The organism is Streptomyces sp. NBC_00859 (assembly GCF_045161865.1).
Classification (GTDB): Bacteria; Actinomycetota; Actinomycetes; order Streptomycetales; family Streptomycetaceae; genus Streptomyces.
On sequence record NZ_CP108826.1, the window covers coordinates 2,010,001 to 2,034,459 of the forward strand.

At 69.9% G+C, this 24,459-nt stretch carries 21 protein-coding genes; 12 read left to right on the forward strand and 9 right to left on the reverse strand.

Going from position 1 to position 24,459, the window contains the following annotated elements; translation table 11 throughout:
- Positions 1-12 precede the first annotated feature (12 nt).
- On the reverse strand, positions 13-912 hold the full coding sequence (gene dapA / locus OG584_RS08210) for a 4-hydroxy-tetrahydrodipicolinate synthase (RefSeq protein WP_405776545.1): 900 nt from the start codon (positions 910-912) through the stop codon (positions 13-15).
- A gap of 178 nt (positions 913-1,090) precedes the next feature.
- Positions 1,091-1,831 carry an FAD-dependent thymidylate synthase gene (gene thyX / locus OG584_RS08215; protein ID WP_405776547.1) on the reverse strand — a complete coding sequence of 247 codons (741 nt, stop codon included), beginning with the start codon at positions 1,829-1,831 and terminating at the stop codon, positions 1,091-1,093.
- Between the two features lie 198 nt (positions 1,832-2,029).
- Between thyX and OG584_RS08220 the strand changes: the two genes are divergently transcribed.
- Positions 2,030-2,269: a hypothetical protein gene (locus OG584_RS08220; RefSeq protein WP_405776549.1), complete on the forward strand. Its 240-nt coding sequence runs from the start codon at positions 2,030-2,032 to the stop codon at positions 2,267-2,269.
- 124 nt (positions 2,270-2,393) lie between these two features.
- Positions 2,394-2,969 (forward strand): hypothetical protein, encoded by a 576-nt coding sequence (locus tag OG584_RS08225; RefSeq protein WP_405776551.1) that lies wholly within the window; start codon positions 2,394-2,396, stop codon positions 2,967-2,969.
- A gap of 32 nt (positions 2,970-3,001) precedes the next feature.
- Here the strand turns inward: OG584_RS08225 and OG584_RS08230 are convergent, their stop codons facing one another.
- The 5 genes from OG584_RS08230 to rpsO form a co-directional block, all read right to left on the reverse strand.
- On the reverse strand, positions 3,002-3,454 hold the full coding sequence (locus OG584_RS08230; protein WP_405776553.1) for a hypothetical protein: 453 nt from the start codon (positions 3,452-3,454) through the stop codon (positions 3,002-3,004).
- Positions 3,455-3,458: 4 nt separating this feature from the next.
- A complete protein-coding gene (dapB, locus tag OG584_RS08235) occupies positions 3,459-4,214 on the reverse strand; it encodes a 4-hydroxy-tetrahydrodipicolinate reductase (protein WP_405776555.1) in 756 nt (251 codons plus the stop codon).
- Between the two features lie 71 nt (positions 4,215-4,285).
- The gene (locus OG584_RS08240) at positions 4,286-5,596 is read right to left on the reverse strand and encodes a M16 family metallopeptidase (protein ID WP_405776557.1); all 1,311 of its coding nucleotides are present in this window, start codon (positions 5,594-5,596) and stop codon (positions 4,286-4,288) included.
- Positions 5,597-5,707: 111 nt separating this feature from the next.
- Positions 5,708-7,921 carry a polyribonucleotide nucleotidyltransferase gene (locus tag OG584_RS08245; RefSeq protein WP_405783930.1) on the reverse strand — a complete coding sequence of 738 codons (2,214 nt, stop codon included), beginning with the start codon at positions 7,919-7,921 and terminating at the stop codon, positions 5,708-5,710.
- A gap of 322 nt (positions 7,922-8,243) precedes the next feature.
- Positions 8,244-8,534, reverse strand: a complete 291-nt coding sequence (gene rpsO, locus OG584_RS08250) for a 30S ribosomal protein S15 (protein WP_250297433.1) — start codon at positions 8,532-8,534, stop codon at positions 8,244-8,246.
- Between the two features lie 315 nt (positions 8,535-8,849).
- Here rpsO and ctaD point away from each other — a divergent pair, with 315 nt between their 5' ends.
- The 9 genes from ctaD (at position 8,850) to OG584_RS08295 (ending at position 21,245) form a co-directional block, all read left to right on the forward strand.
- The gene (gene ctaD / locus OG584_RS08255) at positions 8,850-10,598 is read left to right on the forward strand and encodes a cytochrome c oxidase subunit I (RefSeq protein ID WP_405776559.1); all 1,749 of its coding nucleotides are present in this window, start codon (positions 8,850-8,852) and stop codon (positions 10,596-10,598) included.
- A 63-nt stretch (positions 10,599-10,661) separates the two neighbouring features.
- Positions 10,662-11,003: a hypothetical protein gene (locus tag OG584_RS08260; protein ID WP_405776561.1), complete on the forward strand. Its 342-nt coding sequence runs from the start codon at positions 10,662-10,664 to the stop codon at positions 11,001-11,003.
- 127 nt (positions 11,004-11,130) lie between these two features.
- Positions 11,131-11,424 carry a DUF397 domain-containing protein gene (locus OG584_RS08265; RefSeq protein WP_405776563.1) on the forward strand — a complete coding sequence of 98 codons (294 nt, stop codon included), beginning with the start codon at positions 11,131-11,133 and terminating at the stop codon, positions 11,422-11,424.
- Between the two features lie 414 nt (positions 11,425-11,838).
- Entirely contained in the window at positions 11,839-15,198 is a 3,360-nt protein-coding gene (locus tag OG584_RS08270) for an SCO5717 family growth-regulating ATPase (protein ID WP_405776565.1), read from the forward strand.
- 176 nt (positions 15,199-15,374) lie between these two features.
- Positions 15,375-17,246, forward strand: a complete 1,872-nt coding sequence (locus OG584_RS08275) for an ABC transporter substrate-binding protein (protein WP_405776567.1) — start codon at positions 15,375-15,377, stop codon at positions 17,244-17,246.
- A 3-nt stretch (positions 17,247-17,249) separates the two neighbouring features.
- A complete protein-coding gene (locus tag OG584_RS08280) occupies positions 17,250-18,320 on the forward strand; it encodes an ABC transporter permease (protein WP_405776568.1) in 1,071 nt (356 codons plus the stop codon).
- Positions 18,317-19,228: an ABC transporter permease gene (locus OG584_RS08285; protein WP_405776570.1), complete on the forward strand. Its 912-nt coding sequence runs from the start codon at positions 18,317-18,319 to the stop codon at positions 19,226-19,228. Before OG584_RS08280 ends, OG584_RS08285 begins: the two co-directional genes overlap by 4 nt.
- A complete protein-coding gene (locus OG584_RS08290; protein ID WP_405776572.1) occupies positions 19,225-20,235 on the forward strand; it encodes an ABC transporter ATP-binding protein in 1,011 nt (336 codons plus the stop codon). The genes OG584_RS08285 and OG584_RS08290 overlap by 4 nt, the downstream gene beginning before the upstream one ends.
- Positions 20,232-21,245: an oligopeptide/dipeptide ABC transporter ATP-binding protein gene (locus OG584_RS08295; RefSeq protein ID WP_405776574.1), complete on the forward strand. Its 1,014-nt coding sequence runs from the start codon at positions 20,232-20,234 to the stop codon at positions 21,243-21,245. The genes OG584_RS08290 and OG584_RS08295 overlap by 4 nt, the downstream gene beginning before the upstream one ends.
- 18 nt (positions 21,246-21,263) lie before the next feature.
- On the opposite strand, the gene OG584_RS08300 is transcribed toward OG584_RS08295, so the two are convergent.
- Positions 21,264-22,454: an MFS transporter gene (locus OG584_RS08300; protein ID WP_405776576.1), complete on the reverse strand. Its 1,191-nt coding sequence runs from the start codon at positions 22,452-22,454 to the stop codon at positions 21,264-21,266.
- A 59-nt stretch (positions 22,455-22,513) separates the two neighbouring features.
- On the opposite strand from OG584_RS08300, the gene OG584_RS08305 reads away from it, so the two are divergent.
- Positions 22,514-23,479, forward strand: a complete 966-nt coding sequence (locus OG584_RS08305) for an ArsR/SmtB family transcription factor (protein WP_405776578.1) — start codon at positions 22,514-22,516, stop codon at positions 23,477-23,479.
- A gap of 24 nt (positions 23,480-23,503) precedes the next feature.
- Here OG584_RS08305 and OG584_RS08310 read toward each other — a convergent pair whose 3' ends face one another.
- The gene (locus OG584_RS08310; RefSeq protein WP_405776580.1) at positions 23,504-24,457 is read right to left on the reverse strand and encodes a bifunctional riboflavin kinase/FAD synthetase; all 954 of its coding nucleotides are present in this window, start codon (positions 24,455-24,457) and stop codon (positions 23,504-23,506) included.
- Positions 24,458-24,459 lie beyond the last annotated feature (2 nt).

The following is a 24,459-nucleotide window of genomic DNA, read 5'->3' on the forward strand; positions in this document are numbered from 1 at the left end:
TGAAGTCTGTGTTTAAAGTTCTACCCCGCCGGCGGCAAGATCGATCTTGAGCTGGGCCGTTTCCTCCGGGGCAAGTTCCACCAGGGGGAGCCGGAGCGGACCGGCAGGCAGGCCCCGGAGGCTCAGCGCGGCCTTCGTCGTGATCACTCCCTGCGTCCGGAACATGCCGGTGAAGACCGGCAGCATCCGCTGGTGGATCTCGGTCGCCTTCTGGACGTCGCCCTGGAGGTACGCCTCCAGGAGGGAGCGCAGCTCCGGAGTGACGAGGTGGCCTACCACGGAGACGAACCCGCACGCGCCCACCGAGAAGAGCGGCAGGTTCAGCATGTCGTCGCCCGAGTACCAGGCGAGACCGCTGCGCGCGATGGCCCAGCTGGCCCGGCCGAGGTCGCCCTTGGCGTCCTTGTTGGCCACGATGCGCGGGTGCTCGGCCAGCCGGACGATGGTCTCGGTGTTGATCGGGACGCCGCTGCGGCCGGGGATGTCGTACAGCATGACCGGCAGCCCGGTGGAGTCCGCTATGGCGGTGAAGTGCCGGAGCAGACCCTCCTGGGGCGGCTTGTTGTAGTACGGCGTCACGGCGAGCAGGCCGTGCGCGCCCGCGCCCTCGGCCGCGCGTGCCAGCTCCAGGCTGTGCCGGGTGTCGTTGGTCCCTACACCCGCGATGACGTGAGCACGGTCTCCGACCGCTTCCCGTACCGCCCGCACGAGGTCGTTTTTCTCCGCGTCGCTGGTGGTCGGGGACTCGCCCGTGGTGCCGTTGACGACCAGGCCGTCATTGCCTGCTTCCACCAGATGGGTGGCAAGTCGCTGCGCGCCGTCGATGTCGAGCGCGCCGTCCGCCGTGAAGGGCGTGACCATGGCGGTGAGGACCCGCCCGAAGGGGGTCTGCGGAGTGGAGATCGGAGCCATGGGTACCACGCTACTCGGTGCTCAGTGCGCCCTGCCCCCTCGGGGGACAGGAGCTACGGAGCCCGGCACTGCCTGCTCGGGGGTTCAAGCAGTGCCGGGTCCGTTTGATCAGCCTAGATGAACTTCACCAAAGGGTGCAATACGGACACTTCAGCCGACCCAATCGAACGTGTGTACCTTATGGGGCGACGCGACCGTTGGTGTTGAAGGCCGCATGGGTCAGCGGCATCAGGTTTCTCCAGTGCTGTTCCATCCGCTCGCCGACCATCTCGATCTCCCGCTGCGGGAAGGACGGCGTCCTCGCCAGCTCGTGCTGGGTGCGCAGACCGAGGAAGTGCATCAGCGACCTGGCGTTGCAGGTCGCGTACATCGAGGAGAAGAGACCGACGGGCAGTACCGCCCTGGCCACCTCACGGGCCACACCGGCCGCCAGCATCTCCTGGTAGGCGTCGTAGGCCTGACGGTAGGAATCCTCCATGGCACGGCCGGTCAGCTCCTGCTGGGCGGCGGTGCCCTCGACGAACTCGTACTTGCCGGGGCGGCCCTGCTGGACCAGCTTGCGGGACTCGCCAGGTACGTAGAAGACCGGCTCCAGCTCCCTGTAGCGGCCCGATTCCTCGTTGTACGACCAGCCGACACGGTGCCGCATGAACTCGCGGAACACGAAGATCGGGGCGCTGATGAAGAACGTCATCGAGTTGTGCTCGAAGGGGCTGCCGTGCCGGTCGCGCATCAGGTAGTTGATGAGCCCCTTGGAGCGCTCCGGGTCCTTCTGGAGCTCTTCGAGGGACTGCTCACCCGCCGTGGAGACTCGGGCCGCCCACAGCACGTCGGAGTCGCTCGCGCTGTGCTTCACCAGTTCGACGGTGACGTCGCTGCGGAAGCTCGGCTTGGTGTCTGGGGTGGGAGTGTCGCTCACCGGCGGGGTCCTTCCATATGCATCGCTCGGGCGGCGTCCACTCTACGGCGCGGTACTGACAACCGGGGACGGACGGACCGTCAGCAGAAAAGTTCTGCCAATCCGTGGAAATCGGGCACCGATCGGCAGCATTGAACGTCTGAATATGTGGAACCAGAGTGGAACCGGAAAATTAACAAGCCAAGGAGAAGTGCCCCTATGTTCCGCCGGCGAGAGGCCGTCCCGTTCACATTCGTCGCTGACGCCGACCGCTTCCGCAGCAACGTCGAACCCCCGCCCCGTCTGCGCCCCAGTACGTCCCAGCTCGCCGGACGCGTGCTGGTCGGCCTCACGGTCGTCGGCGGCCTGGTGGGATCGCTGCTGTTCGGAGTGCCCGCTCTGGCCGCCGATCAGACGCCCGCGCAGACACAGCAGTCCGAAGCGGCACACGGACACTGACCCGTCCGGCGCCGGCCGGCCGCGGCACTGACTCGTCCGGACCCCTGGGGTGGTCCGACGATCATCTCATCGGTAGCCTCACCGGGCACAGCCAATCGAGCGTGCTTGTGAGTGAGGATCAGTCGTGCCCCTGCCTTTCCTGACGGCCGACCGCGCGTTTGACGCAACCGCCGAGAATGCCGACGACGTCGCGCTGCCGTTCGACGACCACGATCAGTGGCGACGCCCGTACCGCCCGGGTCCCTGGCGGGTCGGGGCGGCAGCGATGCTCCTGCTGCTGGCCTCGTTCATCCTGCTGGCAGCGATGATCATCGCGTTCGCCGGTGCGGCGCCGGGCGCGGGCGTCACCCTCGTCCTCGGCCTCGTGGTCGTCGCCTGTGCGCTGCGGCTGCTGCGCATCGGCACCTGGGTCAGCAAGCACGGGGTGCGGCGGGTCGGCTTCTTCACCACGGTCACCGTGCCCTGGCGCCGGACCGCGGCGGTACGCACCGTGCAGCAGCCGGTCCGCTGGCTCGGACTGCCGCGCACGGTCCAGGGTGAGGCGCTCCTGCTCGTACAGCAGGGGGGTGAGCAGCTGCCACCGCTGCTCACCGACCACAGTGCAGACTTCCTGGCACGCCACGAGGCCTTCGACCGTGCCGCGGACACCATCGAGGCGTGGGGCGCCGAGTACCGGCTCGGCTGGGCCGACCGCAGCTGACCCCGCCGGCGACCCCGGCGACCGCGGGCCCGTCAGATACTGACGGGCCTGCCCGCGTGCAGGGCGATGGCGCGCTGCATCGCCTTGCGGGCGCGCGGGGTGTCCCTGGCGTCCTGGTAGGCGACCGCGAGACGGAACCAGCAGCGCCAGTCGTCCGGGCTGTCCTCCGCCTCCTCCTTGCGGCGGGCGAAGACCCGGTCGGCCGAGTCACGGTCGATCCGGCCGCTGGGCGTACGTACCAACTCGTCGACGGGCAGGCCGCCTTCGGCGTCGAGTTCGGCGGCGAGCCGGTTGGCCCGCTGCACGAACTGAGTGTTCTTCCAGAGGAACCAGATGCCGATCAGCGGCAGGATCAGCACGGCCACGCCGAAGGTGACGGTGAGCAGCGTGCCGTTCTGGATGAGCAGCACGCCCCGGCTGCCGACCAGGACGAAGTAGAAGACCAGGACGGCGGCCGTGACGAGGTAGGTGATCTTTGCGCGCATCGGGTCAGCTCAGATCGAGGAAGTGTTCCAGGCCGAAGGTGAGGCCGGGGGTGGCCACCACGCGGCGCGTACCGAGCAGGATGCCCGGCATGAAGCTGCTGTGGTGCAGGGAGTCGTGGCGGATGGTGAGGGTCTCGCCCTCGCCGCCAAGCAGCACTTCCTGGTGGGCCAGGAGGCCGCGCAGCCGCACGGAGTGGACCGGGACGCCGTCGACGTCGGCGCCCCGGGCGCCGTCCAGCGCGGTGCTCGTCGCGTCGGGCTGCGGGGCGCAGCCCGCCTTCTCGCGTGCTGCCGCGATCAGCTGGGCCGTGCGCCGGGCAGTGCCCGAAGGGGCGTCGGCCTTGTTCGGGTGGTGCAGCTCGATGACCTCGACGGACTCGAAGAAACGGGCCGCCGCCTGCGCGAACGTCATGGTGAGCACGGCCCCGACGGAGAAGTTCGGGGCGATGAGGACGCCGGTCTGCGGGGACGCGGCGAGCCAGGAGCGGAGCTGCGCGATGCGGTCGTCGGTCCAGCCCGTGGTGCCGACGACGCCGTGGATTCCGTTGCGTACGCAGAATTCCAGGTTGCTCATCACCGAGTCGGGGTGCGTCAGGTCGACGGCCACCTGGGCGCCGGACGCGGTGAGCGCGTCGAGCGGGTCGCCCCGGCCGATGGCCGCGACCAGTTCCATGTCGTCGGCGGCGTCGACGGCCCGTACGGCTTCGGAACCGATACGGCCCCGGGAGCCGAGGACCGCTACGCGCAGCTTGCTGCTCATGCTTGCTCTTCCTTCATCGCTCGCGATTCACGCTTCGTGCCATGCCAGGCGCGTCCCACAGACGGTCCGGCTCAGGAGACCGCTTCGTGGAGGCGGTCGGCCTGCTTGTCCTTCAGCGGTCCGATCACCGACAGCGAGGGGCGCCGGCCCAATATGTCGTGGGCGACCGCCCGGACCTCGTCCGGGGTGACCGCGGTGATCCGCTCAAGCATCTCGTCGACGGACATCTGGGCGCCCCAGCACAGTTCGCTCTTGCCGATGCGGTTCATCAGAGCCCCGGTGTCCTCCATACCGAGCACCGTGGAACCGGCGAGCTGGCCGATGGCCCGGCGGATCTCCTCGTCGCTCACGCCCTCGTTCGCTGCCCGGTCGAGTTCGTCCCGGCAGATCTTGAGGACGTCGTGGACCTGGCTGGGGCGGCAGCCGGCGTAGACGCCGAAGAGCCCGCAGTCGGCGAAGCCCGAGGTGTACGAGTAGACGCTGTACGCGAGACCGCGCTTCTCCCGTACCTCCTGGAAGAGACGGGAGCTCATGCCGCCGCCGAGTGCGGCGTTGAGGACGCCGAGCGCCCAGCGCCGGTCGTCGGTCCTGGCCAGCCCCGGCATGCCGAGGATGATGTGCGCCTGCTCGGTCCTGCGGTTCAGCAGGTCGACTCCGCCCGCGGTGCGCAGCGTGCGGGAGCCCGTGCGCGGGTCGACCGGTACCGCGTCGGTACGGGTCAGCGCGCCCGCGCGGTCGAAGGCCTCGCGGACCTGGCGCACCACGGTGTCGTGGTCGAGGTTGCCGGCGGCGGCCACCACGAGGTGCGTCGGGTCGTAGTGCTTCTTGTAGAAGCGGGCGATCTGGTCGCGGCTGAGGCCGTTGACGGTGTCGACGGTGCCGAGCACCGGACGGCCGAGGGGGGTGTCGCCGAACATCGTCTGCGCGAAGAGGTCGTGCACGATGTCGCCGGGGTCGTCCTCGGTCATCGCGATCTCTTCGAGGATGACGCCGCGCTCGGCCTCGACGTCGTCGGCGGTGATCAGCGAGCCGGTCAGCATGTCGCAGACGACGTCTATGGCCAGCGGCAGATCGCTGTCCAGGACCCGCGCGTAGTAGCAGGTGTACTCCTTCGCCGTGAAGGCGTTCATCTCGCCGCCGACGGCGTCGATCGCGGAGGAGATGTCGAGGGCGCTGCGTTTGTCCGTGCCCTTGAAGAGGAGGTGTTCCAGGTAGTGGGTGGCGCCGTTGAGGGCCGGCGTCTCGTCCCGGGACCCGACGTTCGCCCAGATCCCGAAGGTCGCCGATCGTACCGACGGGACGGTCTCGGTGACGATGCGCAGACCGCCCGGGAGGATGGTCCTGCGGACCGCGTCGCTGGACTGTGCTCCGGCGTTGCTCACGTTTCCGTCCTTATGCACTGCTGTCGTTCTCGTCCGTGAGGTGGCTCTGGGTACGGGCGACGGCCCGCGCCTCCGGGGAGGTGCGGGCCGTCGTCACGGAACTGCGGGACGTCACTTGTCGGTGTCGTCCGTCTTCTCGTCCTCTTCGCCCTCGATGACGGGGACGAGGGAGAGCTTGCCGCGGGAGTCGATCTCGCCGATCTCGACCTGGACCTTGGAGCCGACCGCGAGCACGTCCTCGACATTCTCCACGCGCTTGCCACCGGCGAGCTTGCGGATCTGCGAGATGTGCAGCAGGCCGTCCTTGCCCGGCATGAGCGAGACGAACGCACCGAAGGTGGTGGTCTTGACGACCGTACCCAGGTAGCGCTCGCCGACCTCCGGCATGGTCGGGTTGGCGATCGAGTTGATCGTGGCGCGCGCGGCCTCGGCCTGCGAGCCCTGCTGGGCACCGATGTAGATGGTGCCGTCGTCCTCGATCGTGATGTCGGCGCCGGTGTCCTCCTGGATCTGGTTGATCATCTTGCCCTTGGGGCCGATGACCTCACCGATCTTGTCCACCGGGATCTTGACGGTGATGATCCGCGGGGCGTTCGGGGACATCTCGTCCGGGACGTCGATGGCCTCGTTCATCACGTCGAGGATGTGGAGGCGTGCGTCACGGGCCTGCTTCAGCGCGGCGGCCAGGACCGAGGCGGGGATGCCGTCGAGCTTGGTGTCGAGCTGGAGCGCGGTCACGAACTGCTTCGTGCCGGCGACCTTGAAGTCCATGTCGCCGTACGCGTCCTCCGCACCGAGGATGTCGGTGAGGGCGACGTAGTGCGTCTTGCCGTCGATCTCCTGGGAGATGAGGCCCATGGCGATACCGGCGACGGCGGCCTTGAGGGGCACACCGGCGTTCAGCAGGGACATGGTGGAGGCGCAGACCGAGCCCATGGACGTCGAGCCGTTGGAGCCCAGCGCCTCGGAGACCTGGCGGATCGCGTAGGGGAACTCCTCGCGCGTCGGCAGCACCGGCACGATGGCGCGCTCGGCGAGCGCTCCGTGGCCGATCTCGCGGCGCTTGGGCGAGCCCACGCGACCGGTCTCACCGACGGAGTACGGCGGGAAGTTGTAGTTGTGCATGTAGCGCTTGCGGGTCACCGGGGAGAGGGTGTCCAGCTGCTGCTCCATGCGGAGCATGTTGAGGGTGGTGACGCCCAGGATCTGGGTCTCGCCACGCTCGAAGAGCGCCGAGCCGTGCACGCGCGGGATGGCCTCGACCTCGGCGGCGAGCGTACGGATGTCCGTGACGCCACGGCCGTCGATGCGGACCTTGTCCTTGATGACGCGCTCACGCACGACGGACTTGGTCAGCGCGCGGTACGCGCCGGAGATCTCCTTCTCGCGGCCCTCGAACTTCGGGAGCAGCTTGTCGACGGCGATCTCCTTGACGCGGTCCAGCTCGGCCTCGCGCTCCTGCTTGCCGGCGATGGTGAGCGCCTTGGCGAGCTCGGTCCTGACCGCGGCGGTGAGCGCCTCCAGGACGTCGTCCTGGTAGTCGAGGAAGACCGGGAACTCACCGGTGGGCTTGGCGGCCTTGGCGGCGAGGTCGGACTGGGCCTTGCAGAGCGCCTTGATGAAGGGCTTCGCGGCTTCGAGACCGGCGGCGACGACCTCTTCGGTCGGGGCCTCGGCGCCGTCCTTGACGAGCTGGATGGTCTTCTCGGTGGCCTCGGCCTCGACCATCATGATCGCGACGTCACCGTCTTCGAGCACACGGCCCGCGACGACCATGTCGAAGACGGCGTCCTCGAGCTCGGTGTGCGTCGGGAAGGCGACCCACTGGCCCTTGATCAGGGCGACGCGGGTGGCGCCGATCGGGCCGGAGAAGGGCAGGCCCGCCAGGATCGTGGAGGCGGAGGCGGCGTTGATCGCGACCACGTCGTACAGGTGGTCGGGGTTGAGCGCCATGATCGTCTCGACGATCTGGATCTCGTTGCGCAGGCCCTTCTTGAAGGAGGGGCGCAGCGGCCGGTCGATCAGGCGGCAGGTGAGGATCGCGTCCTCGGAGGGACGGCCCTCGCGGCGGAAGAACGAGCCGGGGATCTTGCCGGCCGCGTACTGCCGCTCCTCGACGTCCACCGTGAGGGGGAAGAAGTCGAGCTGGTCCTTGGGCTTCTTGGAAGCGGTGGTGGCCGACAGCACCATGGTGTCGTCGTCCAGGTACGCCACGGCGGAGCCGGCGGCCTGCTTGGCGAGGCGGCCCGTCTCGAAGCGGATGGTGCGGGTGCCGAAGGTTCCGTTGTCAATAACGGCCTCGGCGTAGTGGGTCTCGTTCTCCACTAGCGTTTTCTCCATACTCGTCGTCTTTCGTCCCCCTGCCCGTGTGGCGGGGAACGGGGCGGAGAAGCGCTCCATGTGTGCGGGGCCGGTCTTCGATCGAAGCACCCGGGTGATGTTTCCCGGGGGCCACTACCGAGGACCGGCGGCGGCTTGAGGGCGCTTCCCCTCGTTCGGTACTGCAGCGTTCGGTACTGCCGTGCACACCCAGATTACTGAGCGCGGTCCGGGTTCCGCACGTACAGCCGCCGTATGTGCGGCAGCCGCGCGTACGGCAAAGGGAGCGGTCCCCAGGAAATGGGGCCCGCTCCCTCGCACAACGTTCTTACTTGGCGCCGCCGGCCGCACCGCGGCGGATGCCGAGGCGGTCGACCAGCGCACGGAAGCGCTGGATGTCCTTCTTCGCCAGGTACTGGAGAAGGCGGCGACGCTGGCCGACCAGGATCAGCAGACCCCGGCGGGAGTGGTGGTCGTGCTTGTGCATCTTGAGGTGCTCAGTCAGGTCCGAGATGCGGCGCGAGAGCATGGCGACCTGAACCTCGGGGGAACCGGTGTCGCCTTCCTTCTGGCCGAACTCGGTCATGATCTGCTTCTTCGTAGCGGCGTCGAGCGACACGCGTACTCCTCGTGAGTCTTCAGGCCACCGAGTGCCCCAGGTCGAATACTCTGGGGAACTTCCGTAACTCGGGAGGCGGGGTCCGCTGAGCGCAGCCTCCAGGTCATCCGGAAGCGCGTACACAGACGGCCGTCACACAGCGTATCAGCCTTTCCGCGTCCCCCCGCCCGGCCTCCCCCGGCCCCGGCCGGTACGTCCGAACGGCTCAAGCAGCGCGCCACGCCACGCCGCATCGGAACCCCGCGGCACGGGCTGGGCCATGCTCCTGTGCTGTCCAGCCTGACAGGGCGCGATCACAGCAGCAGGAGTACCGCAGTGACGACGAGGGCCACCGAGGATTCACCCGCACCCGATGACGAGTACGACTACGACAGCGAGGTGCCGGCACGTCCCAGGCGTCCCGGAAGCGTCATCGTCAGCTGGGCGACCACGACCGATCACAAGACGATCGGCACGATGTATCTGGCCACCTCGTTCGCCTTCTTCTGCATCGGCGGCGTGATGGCGCTCCTGATGCGGGCCGAGCTGGCGCGGCCGGGCACGCAGATCGTGTCGAACGAGCAGTACAACCAGGCGTTCACGATGCACGGCACGATCATGCTGCTGATGTTCGCGACACCGCTGTTCATCGGTTTCACGAACTGGATCATGCCGTTGCAGATCGGGGCGCCCGACGTGGCGTTCCCCCGGCTCAACCTCTTCGCCTACTGGCTGTACCTGCTCGGTGCGCTGATCGTGATGGGCGCCTTCCTCACCCCGGACGGGGCTGCCGACTTCGGCTGGTTCGCGTACTCCCCGCTGACCAGCACGGTCCGCTCACCCGGGGTCGGCGCGGACCTGTGGATCATGGGGCTGGCCTTCCAGGGCTTCGGCACCATCCTCGGCTCGGTCAACTTCATCACGACGATCATCTGCATGCGTGCCCCCGGCATGACGATGTTCCGGATGCCGATCTTCGTGTGGAACGCCCTGCTGACCGCCGTGCTCGTGCTGCTGGCCTTCCCCGTGCTGGCAGCCGCGCTGCTCGCGCTGGAAGCGGACCGGAAGTTCGGCGCTCACGTCTTCGACGCGGCCTACGGCGGAGCCCTGCTGTGGCAGCACCTCTTCTGGTTCTTCGGGCATCCGGAGGTGTACATCATCGCGCTGCCGTTCTTCGGGATCGTGACCGAGATCATTCCGGTGTTCTCCCGCAAGCCGGTCTTCGGTTACATCGGCCTGGTCGGCGCCACGATCTCCATCGCGGGACTCTCGGTGACGGTGTGGGCCCACCACATGTATGTCACCGGGGGTGTGCTCCTGCCGTTCTTCTCCTTCATGACGTTCCTGATCGCGGTGCCGACCGGTGTGAAGTTCTTCAACTGGATCGGCACGATGTGGAAGGGCTCGCTGTCCTTCGAGACACCGATGCTCTGGGCCATCGGCTTCCTGATCACGTTCCTCTTCGGTGGTCTGACCGGCGTCATCCTGGCCTCGCCCCCGATGGACTTCCACGTCTCCGACTCGTACTTCGTCGTCGCGCACTTCCACTACGTGGTGTTCGGGACCGTGGTCTTCGCGATGTTCGCCGGGTTCTATTTCTGGTGGCCCAAGTTCACCGGCAAGATGCTGGACGAGCGGCTCGGCAAGATGAACTTCTGGACGCTGTTCGTCGGCTTCCACGGGACGTTCCTGGTGCAGCACTGGCTGGGCGCGGAGGGGATGCCGCGGCGGTACGCGGACTACCTCGCGGTGGACGGTTTCACCACGCTGAACACCATCTCGACCATCAGTTCCTTCCTGCTGGGGTTCTCGCTGCTGCCGTTCTTCTACAACGTCTGGAAGACCGCCAAGTACGGCAAGAAGGTCGACGCCGACGACCCGTGGGGCTACGGCCGTTCGCTCGAATGGGCGACGTCCTGCCCGCCGCCCCGGCACAACTTCACGACCCTGCCGAGGATCCGCTCCGAGAGTCCGGCCTTCGACCTGCACTACCCCGCGATCACCGCTCTCGAACAAGCGGCGCACGCGGCCGCCGCTTCGTCCACCGGAACGGGCACGGGTCCGGGTACGGGCACCCACAAGTAGCGCCGCCCGCCGTTTCCGCCGGTGGACGATCCAGTGGACGGGCAAGGACAGCGAGGAGTAGGCGTGGCAACCGATGAGGACACCGCGCGCGGGCTCGTGCGGATCGAGGGGTACCTGCTGTGGAGCGCGGAGGTGGCGGAGGCCCGGCGGCAGGCGGCCCGCTTCGCCGGCCAGCTGCCCTGGCTGACGACTGCCCAGCGGGACGAGGTGGAACGCGTCTACACGGCAGACCGGGTGGCCGTGTCCCGGGCCGTACTCGTACGGATCTCCGGCCGGGCCGCCGAACTGCGCGGCGAGTACACGGCGCGCTACGAACAGCTGAGGAGACGCTGTGTATCGGTGACCGTGATGGCAGTCGGTGCGGCGAGCGGCACCTGCACGGCCATCACGCTCCTCAGCCGGTGACAGGCGGCGCGATCCGCCGCCGCTCACCCTCCGGACCCGGGTCGTCCGGAACCTGTGAGCAGGCACGGTCTCCCCAAGTAGGCTGAGCGGACAGCTCGTTCGTACGTGGTGAAGGGACCGGGCAGCCATGGCTGACGCACACGACAAGGAACGCAAGGAACGCGAGAAGGAAGAGCTCTACGCACTCGACATCTCGGCGGTGGAGTGGAAGGGCGCGCCCGGCACCTCGGAGCACGAGGAGCGGGTCGAGATCGCGTATCTGCCGGACGGGGCCGTGGCCATGAGGTCGTCCGTCGACCACGGGACCGTGCTGCGGTACACGGAAGCGGAGTGGCGGGCGTTCGTACTCGGCGCACGCGACGGTGAATTCGACCTGGAGCCCGCGCCGCACAACGGCGGGACGGCCGGCCCCGGCGAGTAGAGCCGCGGCGTCGCCCGGGGCCGCCGCCCAAAGGCCCCGGCGGCGGGAGACCGGGATCCTTGCGGACCTGTTCGTCGAGTCCGGTCCATCGAAACCCGTTCGCCGGACATGTGTCGCCGGAGAGCGACGGACCGATTTTGGGAGTCTTTTGACGTCTTCCATCCGTTATGGCTGGTGTGATCTGACGTAACGGAGCAGCCTTCGGGCGTGTCTTGACGTAAAGGTCACGCCCGGCGGTGCACTCCGTCATGCCGTCCCGGTGCGAATGGTGATTAGGCTGGGGCAGGACGCACGACAGAACCCGCAAGCGGGTCGATCGCGTCCTTACGGGGAGAGCCAGGCGGATCGGACGACAACGGTCGCCCCCCATCCACTACGGCACGAGGGTGCTCAGCCACACCAGCGGGAGGCATTGTGAACAGCGATCGGGACGAGATTCGCGGGGGACCGAACACACCCGTCGACGATCAGTCCGACGCGGGTCCCGCCGAGACGGGTGAGTTCACCATCGACTACACCCCTCCCGCCTGGTACACGCAGAACGCTTCGGACGCCCGGACGAAGGAACCGGCGCAGCCCGCCCCGGCGCCTGCGCCCGCACCTGCTCCTCCCCCGCCGCCCGTTCCGCCGGCGCCTCAGGCGCAGCCCACCGCTCCTGTGGGCGGGCCCGCGGCTGTGCCGGGGCTGCCGCTGACGGGCGGGTTCCAGCCGAACTGGAGCCCGGCGCCGCGCACCACGGAGGATTCGCGGGAGACAGGGTCCGGGCGCCCGACGGAGCCGGACGCCGGAGCGAAGCCCGAACCGGGTGCGCGCCCCGAACCGGAGCAGGAGCGGCAGTCCGCATCGGAGCATGTGTCGGAGCCGGAACCGGAACCGGAGTGGGAGCCCGTGTGGAGTTCGGCGGTCTCGAAGGCGAAGCGGCCGTTCGAAGCCGACCCCGAGGACGAGCCCGAGCAGGCGGCCGCGCGCGGGGCGACGGACGGTTCCGCAGACGGGACGGGGCCCGGCGGCGAGTCCGGGCAGGAGTCCGCGGCCGCTGCCCCTGAACCTGTGGCCGAGCCCGTGGCCCGGACCGTTCAGGAGCCGGAGCCGGACGAGGCCCCCTCGGCCGCGCCCGAGAAGGCAGCCGAATCGTTCGGCGGGGGCGAGGTGGAGAGCGGGGCAACCATGAAGTTCTCGCCCGCCGCGCTGAAGCGTGAGTTCGAGAAGCTCGAAGCTGCCGCGAGGGCCGCCCGGGAGCGCCCCGACACTCCCCCGGCCACCGCACAGGAGAGCGCCGCTCCGGCGTCTGCTCCCGCACCGGTCACCGGGGCGCCGACCGGATCTCCCGGCTCGTACCGGTCCGATGCGTTCGCGGACGTAGCCGCCTCGTTCGACGCTCCCCGCGCTCCGGGCGACACCGCCCGTCCGGCCGGCTCCGGCGCGGACGCAACGGACAGCGGAGCGGAAGCTGCCGTCCCCGGCGCCGCGGACGAGCCCTCCGACGCCGTACCCGCGCCCGCTGACGCGGTCACGGACGTGGCGCCGCCGCACGCCCGGAACGCCCCGGAGCCGCAGGACGCCCCTCCGGCGCCCGCCCAGTCCTGGGCACCCGAGCCTCCGGCACCGCCGCAGAGCGGACTGCCGCCGCTGCCGCCCGCGTTCCAGCCCGCCGCGCCGCCGCCCGCTCCGCAGTGGCCGGTGAGTACGCCGACCGCCGACCAGTCACAGCCGTACCCGGGACCGCCCCCGCAGCAGCCTCAGCAGGGCCCGGCCGCGCCCGGCCCCGCGGCTCCCCCGGCCCAGCCGTCCTGGCCCGCGCAGCCCGCGGATGCCGGCGGCGAGCAGGGCGGGTACGGATTCCCCCGTCCCTCCGCACCCGCGCCGCAGGTACAGCCCCAGCCACCGCAGCAGCAGAACCCCGGCGCGCCTCTGCCGTCCCAGGCTCAGGGTCCGCAGGGGCCGGCCGGTTACGGGTTCCCGCAGCAGCAGCGGCCCCACCTGCCCGCTCCCCAGCAGCCCCAGGCCGGTTACGGATTCCCGCAGCAGTCCGGGCCCGCCGAGTCCGCCCAGCAGGTGCCGCCCCAGCTGCCGCCCCAGGCGGCCCAGCCGCCGCACAGCGGTTACGGGTTCCCGCAGCAGCAGGTCCCGCAGGGGCAGGCCGGTTACGGATTCCCGCAGCCTGCGCCCCCCGGTCCGCCCGCACCGCAGCAGCAGGGAGACCCACAGGCGCCGCAGCAGCATCCCGGACCCGGCTACGGCTTCCCCCAGCCCGGTCAGCCCGGTCAGCCCGCTGCGCCCACCCCGAACCTGCCCGCGCCCCAGACGCCGCAGACGCAGGACCCGCAGCAGGCCCAGCAGCCCGTGGCACCCGTCGACCCCCGTACGGGAACGGGCTGGCCCCAGCCCGTCGCCCATGACCAGCGGGAGCGTTCCGTCCCCGGTGCGCCGCTCGGGTACACGGCAGCCGTCGAGCTCTCTTCCGACCGGCTGATCCGCAACAAGCAGAAGACGAAGAGCAGTCGCAGCGGCCCGGCCGGTGCCTCGCGTTTCAAGCTCGGCGCCAAGAAGGAGGAGGCCGAGCGGCAGCGCAAGCTCGAACTCATCCGGACGCCGGTCCTCTCCTGCTACCGGATCGCTGTCATCAGCCTGAAGGGCGGCGTCGGCAAGACCACGACGACGACCGCGCTGGGCGCCACGCTCGCCACCGAACGCCAGGACAAGATCCTGGCGATCGACGCCAACCCGGACGCGGGAACGCTCGGCCGGCGGGTGCGGCGCGAGACCGGAGCCACCATCCGCGACCTCGTCCAGGCGATCCCGCACCTGAACTCGTACATGGACATCCGCCGGTTCACCTCGCAGGCGCCGTCCGGCCTGGAGATCATCGCCAACGACGTGGACCCGGCCGTCTCCACGACGTTCAACGACGAGGACTACCGCAGGGCGATCGACGTCCTGGGCAAGCAGTACCCGGTCATCCTGACCGACTCGGGTACGGGTCTGCTCTACAGTGCGATGCGGGGCGTACTCGACCTCGCCGATCAGCTGATCATCGTCTCGACCCCGTCCGTGGACGGTGCGTCCAGCGCGAGCACCACACTCGACTGGCTCTCCGCGCACGGCTATTCGGATCTGGTCTCACGGTCGCTCACGGTGATCTCCGGAGTCCGGGAGACCGGAAAGATGATCAAGGTCGACGACATCGTGCAGCACTTCGAGACCCGCTGCCGCGCAGTCGTCGTGGTCCCGTTCGACGAGCACCTGTCGGCGGGCGCCGAGGTCGATCTGGACATGATGCGGCCGAAGACCCGTGAGGCGTACTTCAACCTGTCCGCCCTGGTCGCGGAGGACTTCCAGCGCGCCCAGCAGGCCCAGGGGCTGTGGACCGGCCACGGCCAGAGCGCACCTCCCCCTCACATGGCCCCGCCGATGCCCGGCCTGCAACAGCCGTACGCGCCCCAGGGGCCGCAGGCGCCGCAAGGGCCCCCGCAGCCCTACGGCGGCCAGCAGCCCCCGCAGCAGCCTCATCCCCAGGCGTCACAGCCGCCACAGCAGCAGGGCTGGCAGCAACAGGGCCCGCAGCAGCAGCCCGCGCCGCAGGGGCAGCCCTGGCAGCAGCAGCCGGCGCAGGCTCCCCCGCCGGGCGGCCACTGGCAGCAGGAGCAGCCGGGGCAGCCGGAGTCGCAGGGACAGCCAGGTCAGCCGGGCCAACCGGAGTCGCAGGGGCCGGTCCCGCCCGCCGGGTGGCCGCAGCAGCAGCCCCCGCAGGCGCCGCCGGCCTCTCAGCAGTAAGGCAATAAGGGTATAGACCACTGAAGGCCCGCACCGTGTGAACGGTGTGGGCCTTCAGACATTTGTGCAGACCAGGCACGGTCTTGACGACCGTTGACATGTCTAAACCACCGCTGATAAACCTTCGCTTCACCAGCTGGCGACTCCATGATTCACCTGACGCGAGGTCAACGCCCATGGACAGAAGAGTTCCGACCGGCAGTATCCGGCACCGATCCCGTTTCCGTCTGCTCCTGGCCACCGGCGCGACCGCCTTCGCCCTGGTGGCCGCGGCTGCGACCCCGCTGAACCCGGCGCCCCAACAGGCCCATGCCGCCGAGGCGAAGGCGGCTTCCGGATCCAGTGGCGGCAAGAAGGTCCTCACCGTCGCCATCAACCAGAGCGTCGACTCGATGAGTCCGTTCCTCGCCCAGCGTCTGGTTTCCACCACCGCGCTGCGGTTGATGTACGACTACCTGACGAACTATGACGTCAAGGACGGCCACACGATCCCTGGTCTCGCCACCGCGTGGAAGCCGTCGGCCGACAAACTGACGTGGACGTTCACCATCCGGAAGAACTCCAAGTGGTCGGACGGGCAGCAGGCCACCGCCGGTGACGCGGCCTGGACGTTCAACAAGATGATGACGGACCCTGCCGCGGCCACCTCCAACGGCAGCTTCACCGCGAACTTCAAGAAGGTGACCGCACCCGACCCGCAGACGCTGGTCATCCAGCTGAAGAAGCCTCAGGCGACGATGACGGCGCTCGACGTGCCGATCGTGCCCAAGCATGTCTGGGAGAGCGTCAAGGACTTCTCGAAGTTCAACAACGACAAGAAGTTCCCGGTCGTCGGCAACGGGCCGTTCATCCTGACCGACTACAAGGTCGACCAGTATCTGAAGTTCAAGCCGAACAAGACGTTCTGGCGGGGCACTCCCAAGTTCGACGAGCTGGACCTCAAGTACTACAAGGACAATGACGCGGCCGTCGCGGCGCTGGAGAAGGGCGAGGTGTCCTTCGTCCAGGGCCTCACCCCGGCCCAGGCCGCAGCCCTGAAGTCCGAGAAGAACATCAAGGTCAACGACGCCCCCGGCCGGCGCTTCTACTCACTCGCCGTCAACCCCGGCGCCGAGGCCAGGAACGGGAAGAAGTTCGGCAACGGCAACCCGGCGCTCCAGGACAAGCGGGTACGCCAGGCGCTGTTCGCCGCCACCGACACCACGACCATCGTCGACAAGGTCTTCCAGGGACACGCCGTCCAGGGCGCCGGGTACATCCCCCCGCGCTTCACGGCCTACACCTGGAAGCCGTCCGCGAGCCAGAAGGTCTCCTACGACCCGGCCAGGGCCGCGAAGCTCCTCGACCAAGCGGGCTACAAGAAGAACGGCGCGGGCAAGCGGGTCGGCAAGGACGGCAAGCCCCTGAACCTCCGTCTGCTCTGCCACGCCACCGCTCCGGAGGACAAGGCCGTCGGCCAGTACATGAAGGAGTGGTACGGGAAGCTGGGCATCGGTCTCACGATGTCGTGCGTCGACAACGTCACCGACCCCGAGCTCGCCGGTCAGTACGACCTCGCGTTCGACGGCTACTCGGTCAACCCGGACCCGGACTACGTGCTGTCCATCCACACCTGCGCCGCGCGGCCCAGCACCCCGAAGGACACCGGCTCGACGGACACCTTCATCTGCGACAAGAAGTACGACGGTCTCTACGCCCAGCAGGCCCAGGAGTACAACGCGGCCAAGCGCGCCGATCTGGTGAAGCAGATGGAGTCGCGGCTGTACGACACGGGGTACATGAATGTCATGGCGTATCCGAACGCCGTCGAGGCGTACCGTACCGACCAGATCAAGTCCATCGAGACGATGCCCCGGGCGGCGGGCAACATCTGGGGCCAGGACGGCTACTGGAGCTGGTGGTCGGCAGTCCCGGCCGACCACAGCGCCTCGAAGTCGTCGGGTTCCTCGACGGGGCTCGTCATCGGCATCGTCGCAGCTGTCATCGTGATCGGGCTCGGAGGCTTTGTCGCCCTGCGCCGCCGTTCCACAGCGGAAGACCGTGAATAACTCATGAGCGCTGCTAGCACCACTCCGCTCGCGGAGGGTGCGGCGGACGGCCCGGTCGAGGTCAAGACCGGGCCGTCCGGCCCTCGCACCCGCAACGCGACCGCGTACCTGCTGTATGTGGCGGGCAAGCTGGGCGGCGCGGCCGTCTCGCTGTTCGCCGTTCTGGTCACCAGCTTCTTCCTGTTCAGGATCATTCCGGGCGACCCGGTCCGCACCATGACCCACGGACGCGCGGTCAGCCACGCCCAGCTGCTCGAACTCCGCAAGCAGCTGGGTCTCGACCTGCCGACGTGGCAGCAGTTCACCCAGTACTGCTCCAAGGCGCTCACCGGGGACCTGGGCACCTCCTACCAGTTCCACGCCCCCGTCACCGACCTGATCGCCCAGAAGCTTCCCGCGACGCTGCTGCTCACCGGTGTCGCGGTGGTCATCCACTGCGCGCTCGGCCTCTGGCTGGGCACACGCTCCGCCTGGCGGCACGGCCGCCTCGGCGACAAGGTCTCGACCGGCATCGCGCTGGCCCTCTGGTCGGTGCCGTCCTTCTGGCTCGGGCTGCTGCTGATCATCGTCTTCTCGGTCGGCATCGGGCCGATCCCGGGAATGTTCCCGACCGGCGGCATGGAGTCGGGCGGCCTGTCCGGCTTCGCGTACGTCACCGACGTCGCGCACCACATGGTCCTGCCCGTCATCACCCTGGTCGCGGTCGGCTACGCGCAGACGCTGCTGGTCATGCGCTCCTCGCTGCTGGACGAGATGGGCAGTGACTATCTGACGACGGCGCGTGCCAAGGGGCTGCGCGACGATCTCGTCCGCCGCCGTCACGCGGTACCGAACGCGCTGCTGCCCACCGTCACCATGATCTTCATCAACTTCGGCCAGGTGGCCGCCGGTTCGATCCTGGTCGAGACGGTCTTCTCCTGGCCCGGGGTCGGCGGGCTCTTCTACTCGGCGCTGAGCGTGCCCGACCTCCCGCTGGTACAGGGACTGTTCGTCGTCTTCGCGGGGGCGATGATCGTGATGAACGTCCTCGCCGATCTGCTCTATCCGCTGCTCGATCCCAGGGTGGGCCGATGACAACCGCGACCGCGGAACAGACAGCGGGTTCGCTCGCACGGGCCAGGCGGCGCGAGTCCGTGGCCCGGTTCTGGAATCAGTACCGGACCCAGCGGTCGGGGGTCTACGGCCTCGCCGGGCTGCTCCTCATCGCGCTGATCGCGCTGGCGGCGCCCCTGCTCGTCGGCGGTGACGTGCAGAGCGTGACGAAGGCCCCCGGCACGGCGCTGGAGGATCCGAGCGGGAGGTTCCCCCTCGGCACCGACCAGTTCGGGCGGTCCGTGCTCGCCCTGCTGATCTGGGGGGCGCGGATCTCGCTCACCGTCGGTCTGCTGGCCGCGGCGCTCTCGGTGGCCATCGGCACCCTGGTCGGGATCATCGCCGGACACTTCGGCGGCTGGTTCGCGACCGTACTGATGCGGGTCACCGACTGGTTCCTGGTGATGCCGACCCTGGTACTGGCCATCGTGCTGGCGACGGTGCTCGACCACTCGGTCTGGACGGTGATCCTGGCGATCGGTGTGACCGCCTGGCCGACCACGGCCCGGCTGGTGCGGGCGCAGACCATCGCCGTGGAGTCCCGCCCGTACATCGAACGCGCCAGGGCACTCGGCGGCGGCCACGGCCATGTGATGACCCGGCACGTGCTGCCCAACGTGGTGCCGCTGGTGCTCGCCCAGACGACGCTGGGCATCTCCAACGCCATCCTCACCGAGGCGACCCTGGCCTTCCTCGGCCTCGGCGACCCCACGGTGATCTCCTGGGGCGGCATGCTCCAGGACGCACGGGAGGCGGGTGCGGTCTCCTCGGGGCACTTCTGGTACCTGGCGCCGCCCGGGATCGCCATCGCGCTCGTCGCCCTCTCCTTCACCCTCTGCGGGCGTGCCGTGGAGGCCGTGCTCAACCCGAAGCTGGGGGTGGGACGTTGAGCCTCCTCGAAATCAAGGACCTGCACGTGACCTACGGGTCGGGGGCGTCCGCCGTGCCCGCCGTACGCGGGGTGGACCTGACAGTCGGGGCCGGGCAGAAGCTCGGCATCGCGGGTGAGTCGGGATGCGGGAAGTCGACACTGGCACTGGCGCTGCTGCGGCTGCTGCCCTCGTCGGCCACGCTGAGCGGCGAGATCCTGCTCGACGGCGAGGACATCCTCACCATGAAGTGGGGACGGCTGCGGGCCGTCCGGTGGGCGGGCGCCTCGATCGTGTTCCAGGGCGCGATGCACTCACTCAACGCGGTGCACCGGATCGGCGACCAGATCGCGGAGCCGCTGCTCGTGCACCACCGGGCGACCCCGGCGGCAGCCCGCGAGCGGGCCCGCGGCCTTCTGGAACAGGTCGGGCTCCCCGGGGCGCGGGCGGACGCGTATCCGCACGAGCTCTCCGGCGGACAGCGGCAGCGGGTGATGATCGCGATGGCACTGGCCTGTGACCCGCAGCTGATCGTCGCCGACGAGCCGACCACGGCTCTCGACGTGATGATCCAGGCCCAGATCCTGCGGCTGATCGAGCAACTGGTCGCGGACCAGGACATCAGCCTGCTGATGATCAGCCACGACCTGGCGGTGCTCTCCGACACCTGCGACCGGCTGGCCGTGATGTACGCCGGCCGGGTGGTCGAGGTGGGCCCCGCGCAGCAGGTCTTCACCGCGGCGGCGCACCCGTACAGCAGCGCGCTGTCCGGGGCGTTCCCACGCATCGGCGACCCCGTGTCCCGGCGTGCCCCGCGCGGCCTTCCGGGCGATCCGCCCGACCCGGCGGCGCTGCCCGCGGGATGTACGTTCCACCCGCGCTGCCCGGTCGCCCTCGACGAGTGCGCGACCGGCGACCAGGAGCTGCGGGACGCCGGACCGGCGCGCCAGGCGGCCTGTCTGCTCGTGAAGCCCGGTGTCGGCACGGCCGTGGAGCCGGGTGCCGAGGAAGCAAGGAGCACCTCATGACCACGCCTCCCCTGCTCAGCGCCACCGCACTCGAGGTCACCTTCCCCGGCCGGCGCGGAGCCTCCCGGGCGCGCGCAGTCGACGGGGTGGACCTCGACATCCGGCCGGGGGAGATCGTGGCCCTGGTCGGCGAGTCGGGATGCGGCAAGACGACGCTCGCCCGCGCGCTGCTCGGCCTCGTACAGCCGACCGCCGGTTCGGTCACCTTCGGGGGCAAGCCGCTGGGCCGCTCGGCCCGCGCCCTCAAGGCGTACCGCAGGCGCGTCCAGCTGGTGCTCCAGGACCCGAGCGGTTCCCTCAATCCCCGGCACACCGTGTACGAGGCGGTGGCGGAGGGCCTGCGGATCCACGGGTCGACGGGCGACGAGCGGGCCGCGGTGTCCCAGGCACTCTCCCGGGCGGGGCTGCGGCCCCCCGAGCGGTTCTTCCTGAAGTATCCGCATGAGCTGTCGGGCGGTCAGCGCCAGCGAGTGGTGATCGCGGGCGCGCTGGTGCTCGACCCCGAACTCATCGTGGCGGACGAGCCGGTGGCCTCACTCGACGCGTCGGTGCGCGGTGAGATCCTCGCCCTGCTGCTGCGGCTGCGGGACGAGCTGGGCCTCTCGGCGCTGGTCGTCACCCATGACCTGGGGCTCGCGTGGAACATCGCCGACCGGGTCGCCGTGATGTATCTCGGCCGGATCGTGGAGACGGGGGACGTGGACCGGATCCTCACCGCGCCACGACACCCGTACACCCAGGCGCTGCTGTCGGTGATGCCGGACGCCGGGACCGAGCCCGTGGTGCTCACCGGTGAGACACCCGACCCGTCCAGGGTGCCGTCGGGATGCCGCTTCCACGCACGCTGCCACATCCTCGCCTCGGGCGAGGCGGAGCGTGCGGGGGTGGCCGATGCCTGCCGCACGCAGGATCTGCCGGTGCTGCCGAGCGGCGGCGCGGCCGCCGACGACGCCGTGGCATGCCACTGGGCCACGGCGTCGAGGACCGCGGGGACGGTCCCGGCCTCCTGAGGCGGTACGGAGGGGCGGTCACGGGGCTGTGCCCAGCGCCGGGGCCGCCGGTGCGGGGGCCCGGAGCCCCGGCACCAGGGCCAGTGACACCGCGAGGGAGCCGGCGGCCATCACCGGTATGGCCGTCGCGGCCGACGTGTGCTGCGCGACGGCGCCCGCCAGCGCGGCCCCCACTCCCTGGAAGGTGAGCATCCCCGAGGTGTGCAGGCCGAGCGACTGGCCCTGGACGGCGTCCGGTGTCAGCTCCACCAGCCGCTCCAGCAGGACGAGGCTCGACGCGTATCCGGCCGACGCGAGCACGACCGCGGGCACCGCGAGCAGCAGCCCCGGCCGGAACGCGAAGACCAAGTAGGGCGCTGCGAGCACGAGCAGCAGCGGGGTGGAGAGCCTGGGCCGCCACCGCGCCGGCACGACACGGCCGAACATGACGTCGCCTGCGAGCATCCCGCACGCGGCGACCGCGAGCAGGAGCCCCGCGTGCGCCGGCGAGTACGGCACGAAGAGGGCCTCGCAGCCGACGATGAGCCCGTTGGGCACCCAGAGGGCGAGATATACGCAGCGGCGCGGCGCCGACGACCAGATCAGCCGGTTGACGCGCCAGGTCTCCCGGACGGAGGGCCGCCCGGCCGACCGTGGCGCCCGGCTGCTCAGTCCGCCGAGCGCGACAGCCGCGGCGGCCAGGGCGAGAGCGGCGGCGACGAGCAGCGTGCCGCGTGGCGACAGCCCGGTGACGAGCACCCCGCCGAGTGCGAACCCGGCGATCTGCATCGTCCCGGCCGACATGTTCAGCGCCGAACGGCCCAGGACATACGCCTCGTCGGGGAGGATCTCGGCGAGCAGGCCGTAGGTCACCCCGCCGCCCACCGACCCGGTCAGGCCCAGCGCGAGGAGGACGGCGAACGCTCCCCACGCCGGCAGCCCGGGGAGCGCGAGGACCGCGGCGCCGACGCCAGCGATCACCGCGAGTCCGGTCTCGGCGGCGCGGGGCGGCAGCCGGTCGGCGGCGGAGAGCAGCGCCACCGCGCCGACGACCTGGGTGAACGAGCCGCCGGACATGCTCAGTGCGGCGAGCAGGGGTGAGTGGGTCGCGGAGAAGACCAGCGATGCCAGTGCGACACCACTGACGGTCGAGGCCGCCGCGAGGAGCGAGACGGTGGTGAAGAGCGGCGTGAACTCCGGTACTCCGAAGAGCTGTCGGTAGGTGCGCATGCGCCGGATCGTGACGGGCCGCCGGGAGGGGACGATAATGTTTCGCCGGGGGGCGAAACATGGGGCTCTGGATCGTCGACGCGGACACACTGGCACGCAGCCGGTTCGTGATCTCGCAGCTCAGCGAGACCTTCGCCTGTCTGGTGATGCTGGAGTCCGGGCAGACGGGGCATCCCGGCGAGCGGTCCTGGCTGGCCGCGCACCGGCCCGCGTATCTGGAGCTGCTGGACGCGGACCCGGTGCTCCGGCTGCTGGTGCGGACCGGTCTGCGACCCCACTGGATCGCGGACTTCCTGTCGCCCGTGCCGCCGTCCGAGGACGAAGCGGAATTCCACCGCGAGCTGGCCGTGGTCCGCGCCACCCCGCCGGCCGATGCCCGCCACGACCTGGCCTTCGGTGCGGTCGGCCGGTTGCCCGCCGCGCTGCACCGGGACGACCTGCCCGACCGCGCCGCCGACCTGCTGGAGTGGGTGTGGACGCGGACCGTGCTGCCGTACTGGCCCCGGCGGCGGCGCCTCTTCGAGGCGGACATCCTGGCGCGCACCCGGCAGCTCACGAAGGGCGGCTGGGCGGCGGCGCTGGACGACATCCGGCCGGGGATGCGCTGGCTGGGCGGGGGCCGGCTGCGGGTCAACCAGGGGGACTACGAGCCGCAGGAGATCATGGGCGCGGAGCTGCTGTTCGTCCCGGCGAGCGGGCGCAGCGGCTGGGTCTCGTGGGAGAGGCCGCATCGCTTCTGCGCCGTCTACTCCTGCGCGGGCGCGCTGTCGGAGCCGGTACGGACGTCTTCGCCCGAGGCGCTCGGCAGGCTGCTGGGGAGTGGGCGGGCGGGCGTCCTGGTGCTGCTCGGTACGCCGAAGAGCACCACGCAGCTGGTGGCGCTCTCGGGTCTGGCCCTGGGGTCGGTGGGCCGCCATCTCAGCATCCTGCTGGACGCCGGTCTGGTGTTCAGGCGGCGGGCCGGGCGGTCGGTGCTCTACTGCCGCACGGCGGCCGGTGACGCCCTGGTGGCGGCACAGAGCTGAGCGTGCGCGCCGGCCGGTGCCCGGTCAGTTGGACTCGTACGCCTCGATCAGCGTCCTGCAGCGCTTCACGTCGTCCGCCATGGCCACCAGAAGCGCGTCGATCGATTCGAACTTCTCCATGCCGCGCACATAGGCGAGGAAGTCGACGGCGACGTGCATGCCGTACAGATCGAGGCCCACACGGTCGATGGCGTACGCCTCGACGGTGCGCTCGGTGCCGTCGAACTGGGGGTTGCTCCCGACCGAGATCGCCGCGGGCATCCGCTCGCCGTCGGCCGTCAGCCACCCGGCGTAGACGCCGTCGACGGGGATCGCTGTGTGCGGCAGCGTCTCGACGTTCGCCGTGGGGAAGCCCAGCTCACGGCCGCGCTGTGCGCCGCGCACCACGACGCCCTCGACACGGTGCGGCCGGCCCAGGATCTCGGCGGCGCCCGTCATGTCGCCCTCGGCCACCAGGCGGCGGGTCAGGGTCGACGAGAACGGCTCGCCGCCGCCCGCCTCACCGCTCACCGAGAGGTCGACGATGTCGACCTCGTAGTCGTAGGTCGCGCCCAGCTCGGCGAGGACACCGACGTTCCCCGCCGCCTTGTGGCCGAAGCGGAAGTTGGGGCCCTCGATGACCGATCGCGCGTGCAACTTGTCGACCAGCACCTTCACGATGAAGTCGGCGGGCGACAGCTTCGAGAACTCCGGTGTGAAGGGCAGGATCAGCTGCGCGTCCACGCCGAGCTCAGCCATCAGCTCGGCACGCCGGTGGTGCGGCGCGAGCAGCGGCGGGTGGCTGCCGGGGCGCACGACCTCGCTGGGGTGCGGGTCGAACGTGACGACCACCGAGGGGATGCCCAGCTCCCGTGCGCGCCGCACGGCCCGCCCGATGATCAGCTGGTGGCCGCGGTGCACCCCGTCGTAGGAGCCGATGGTGACGACGCTGCGTCCCCAGTCCTGGGGAATGTCCTCCAAGCCACGCCAGCGCTGCACTG

Bases quoted from the DNA above. Each gene is read 5' to 3' on its own strand.
- dapA (WP_405776545.1), bottom strand. From the start codon at position 912: ATGGCTCCGATCTCCACTCCGCAGACCCCCTTCGGGCGGGTCCTCACC.
- OG584_RS08220 (WP_405776549.1), top strand. From the start codon at position 2,030: ATGTTCCGCCGGCGAGAGGCCGTCCCGTTCACATTCGTCGCTGACGCC.
- OG584_RS08230 (WP_405776553.1), bottom strand. From the start codon at position 3,454: ATGCGCGCAAAGATCACCTACCTCGTCACGGCCGCCGTCCTGGTCTTC.
- dapB (WP_405776555.1), bottom strand. From the start codon at position 4,214: ATGAGCAGCAAGCTGCGCGTAGCGGTCCTCGGCTCCCGGGGCCGTATC.
- OG584_RS08265 (WP_405776563.1), top strand. From the start codon at position 11,131: ATGGCTGACGCACACGACAAGGAACGCAAGGAACGCGAGAAGGAAGAG.
- OG584_RS08275 (WP_405776567.1), top strand. From the start codon at position 15,375: ATGGACAGAAGAGTTCCGACCGGCAGTATCCGGCACCGATCCCGTTTC.
- OG584_RS08280 (WP_405776568.1), top strand. From the start codon at position 17,250: ATGAGCGCTGCTAGCACCACTCCGCTCGCGGAGGGTGCGGCGGACGGC.
- OG584_RS08285 (WP_405776570.1), top strand. From the start codon at position 18,317: ATGACAACCGCGACCGCGGAACAGACAGCGGGTTCGCTCGCACGGGCC.
- OG584_RS08295 (WP_405776574.1), top strand. From the start codon at position 20,232: ATGACCACGCCTCCCCTGCTCAGCGCCACCGCACTCGAGGTCACCTTC.
- OG584_RS08300 (WP_405776576.1), bottom strand. From the start codon at position 22,454: ATGCGCACCTACCGACAGCTCTTCGGAGTACCGGAGTTCACGCCGCTC.
- OG584_RS08305 (WP_405776578.1), top strand. From the start codon at position 22,514: ATGGGGCTCTGGATCGTCGACGCGGACACACTGGCACGCAGCCGGTTC.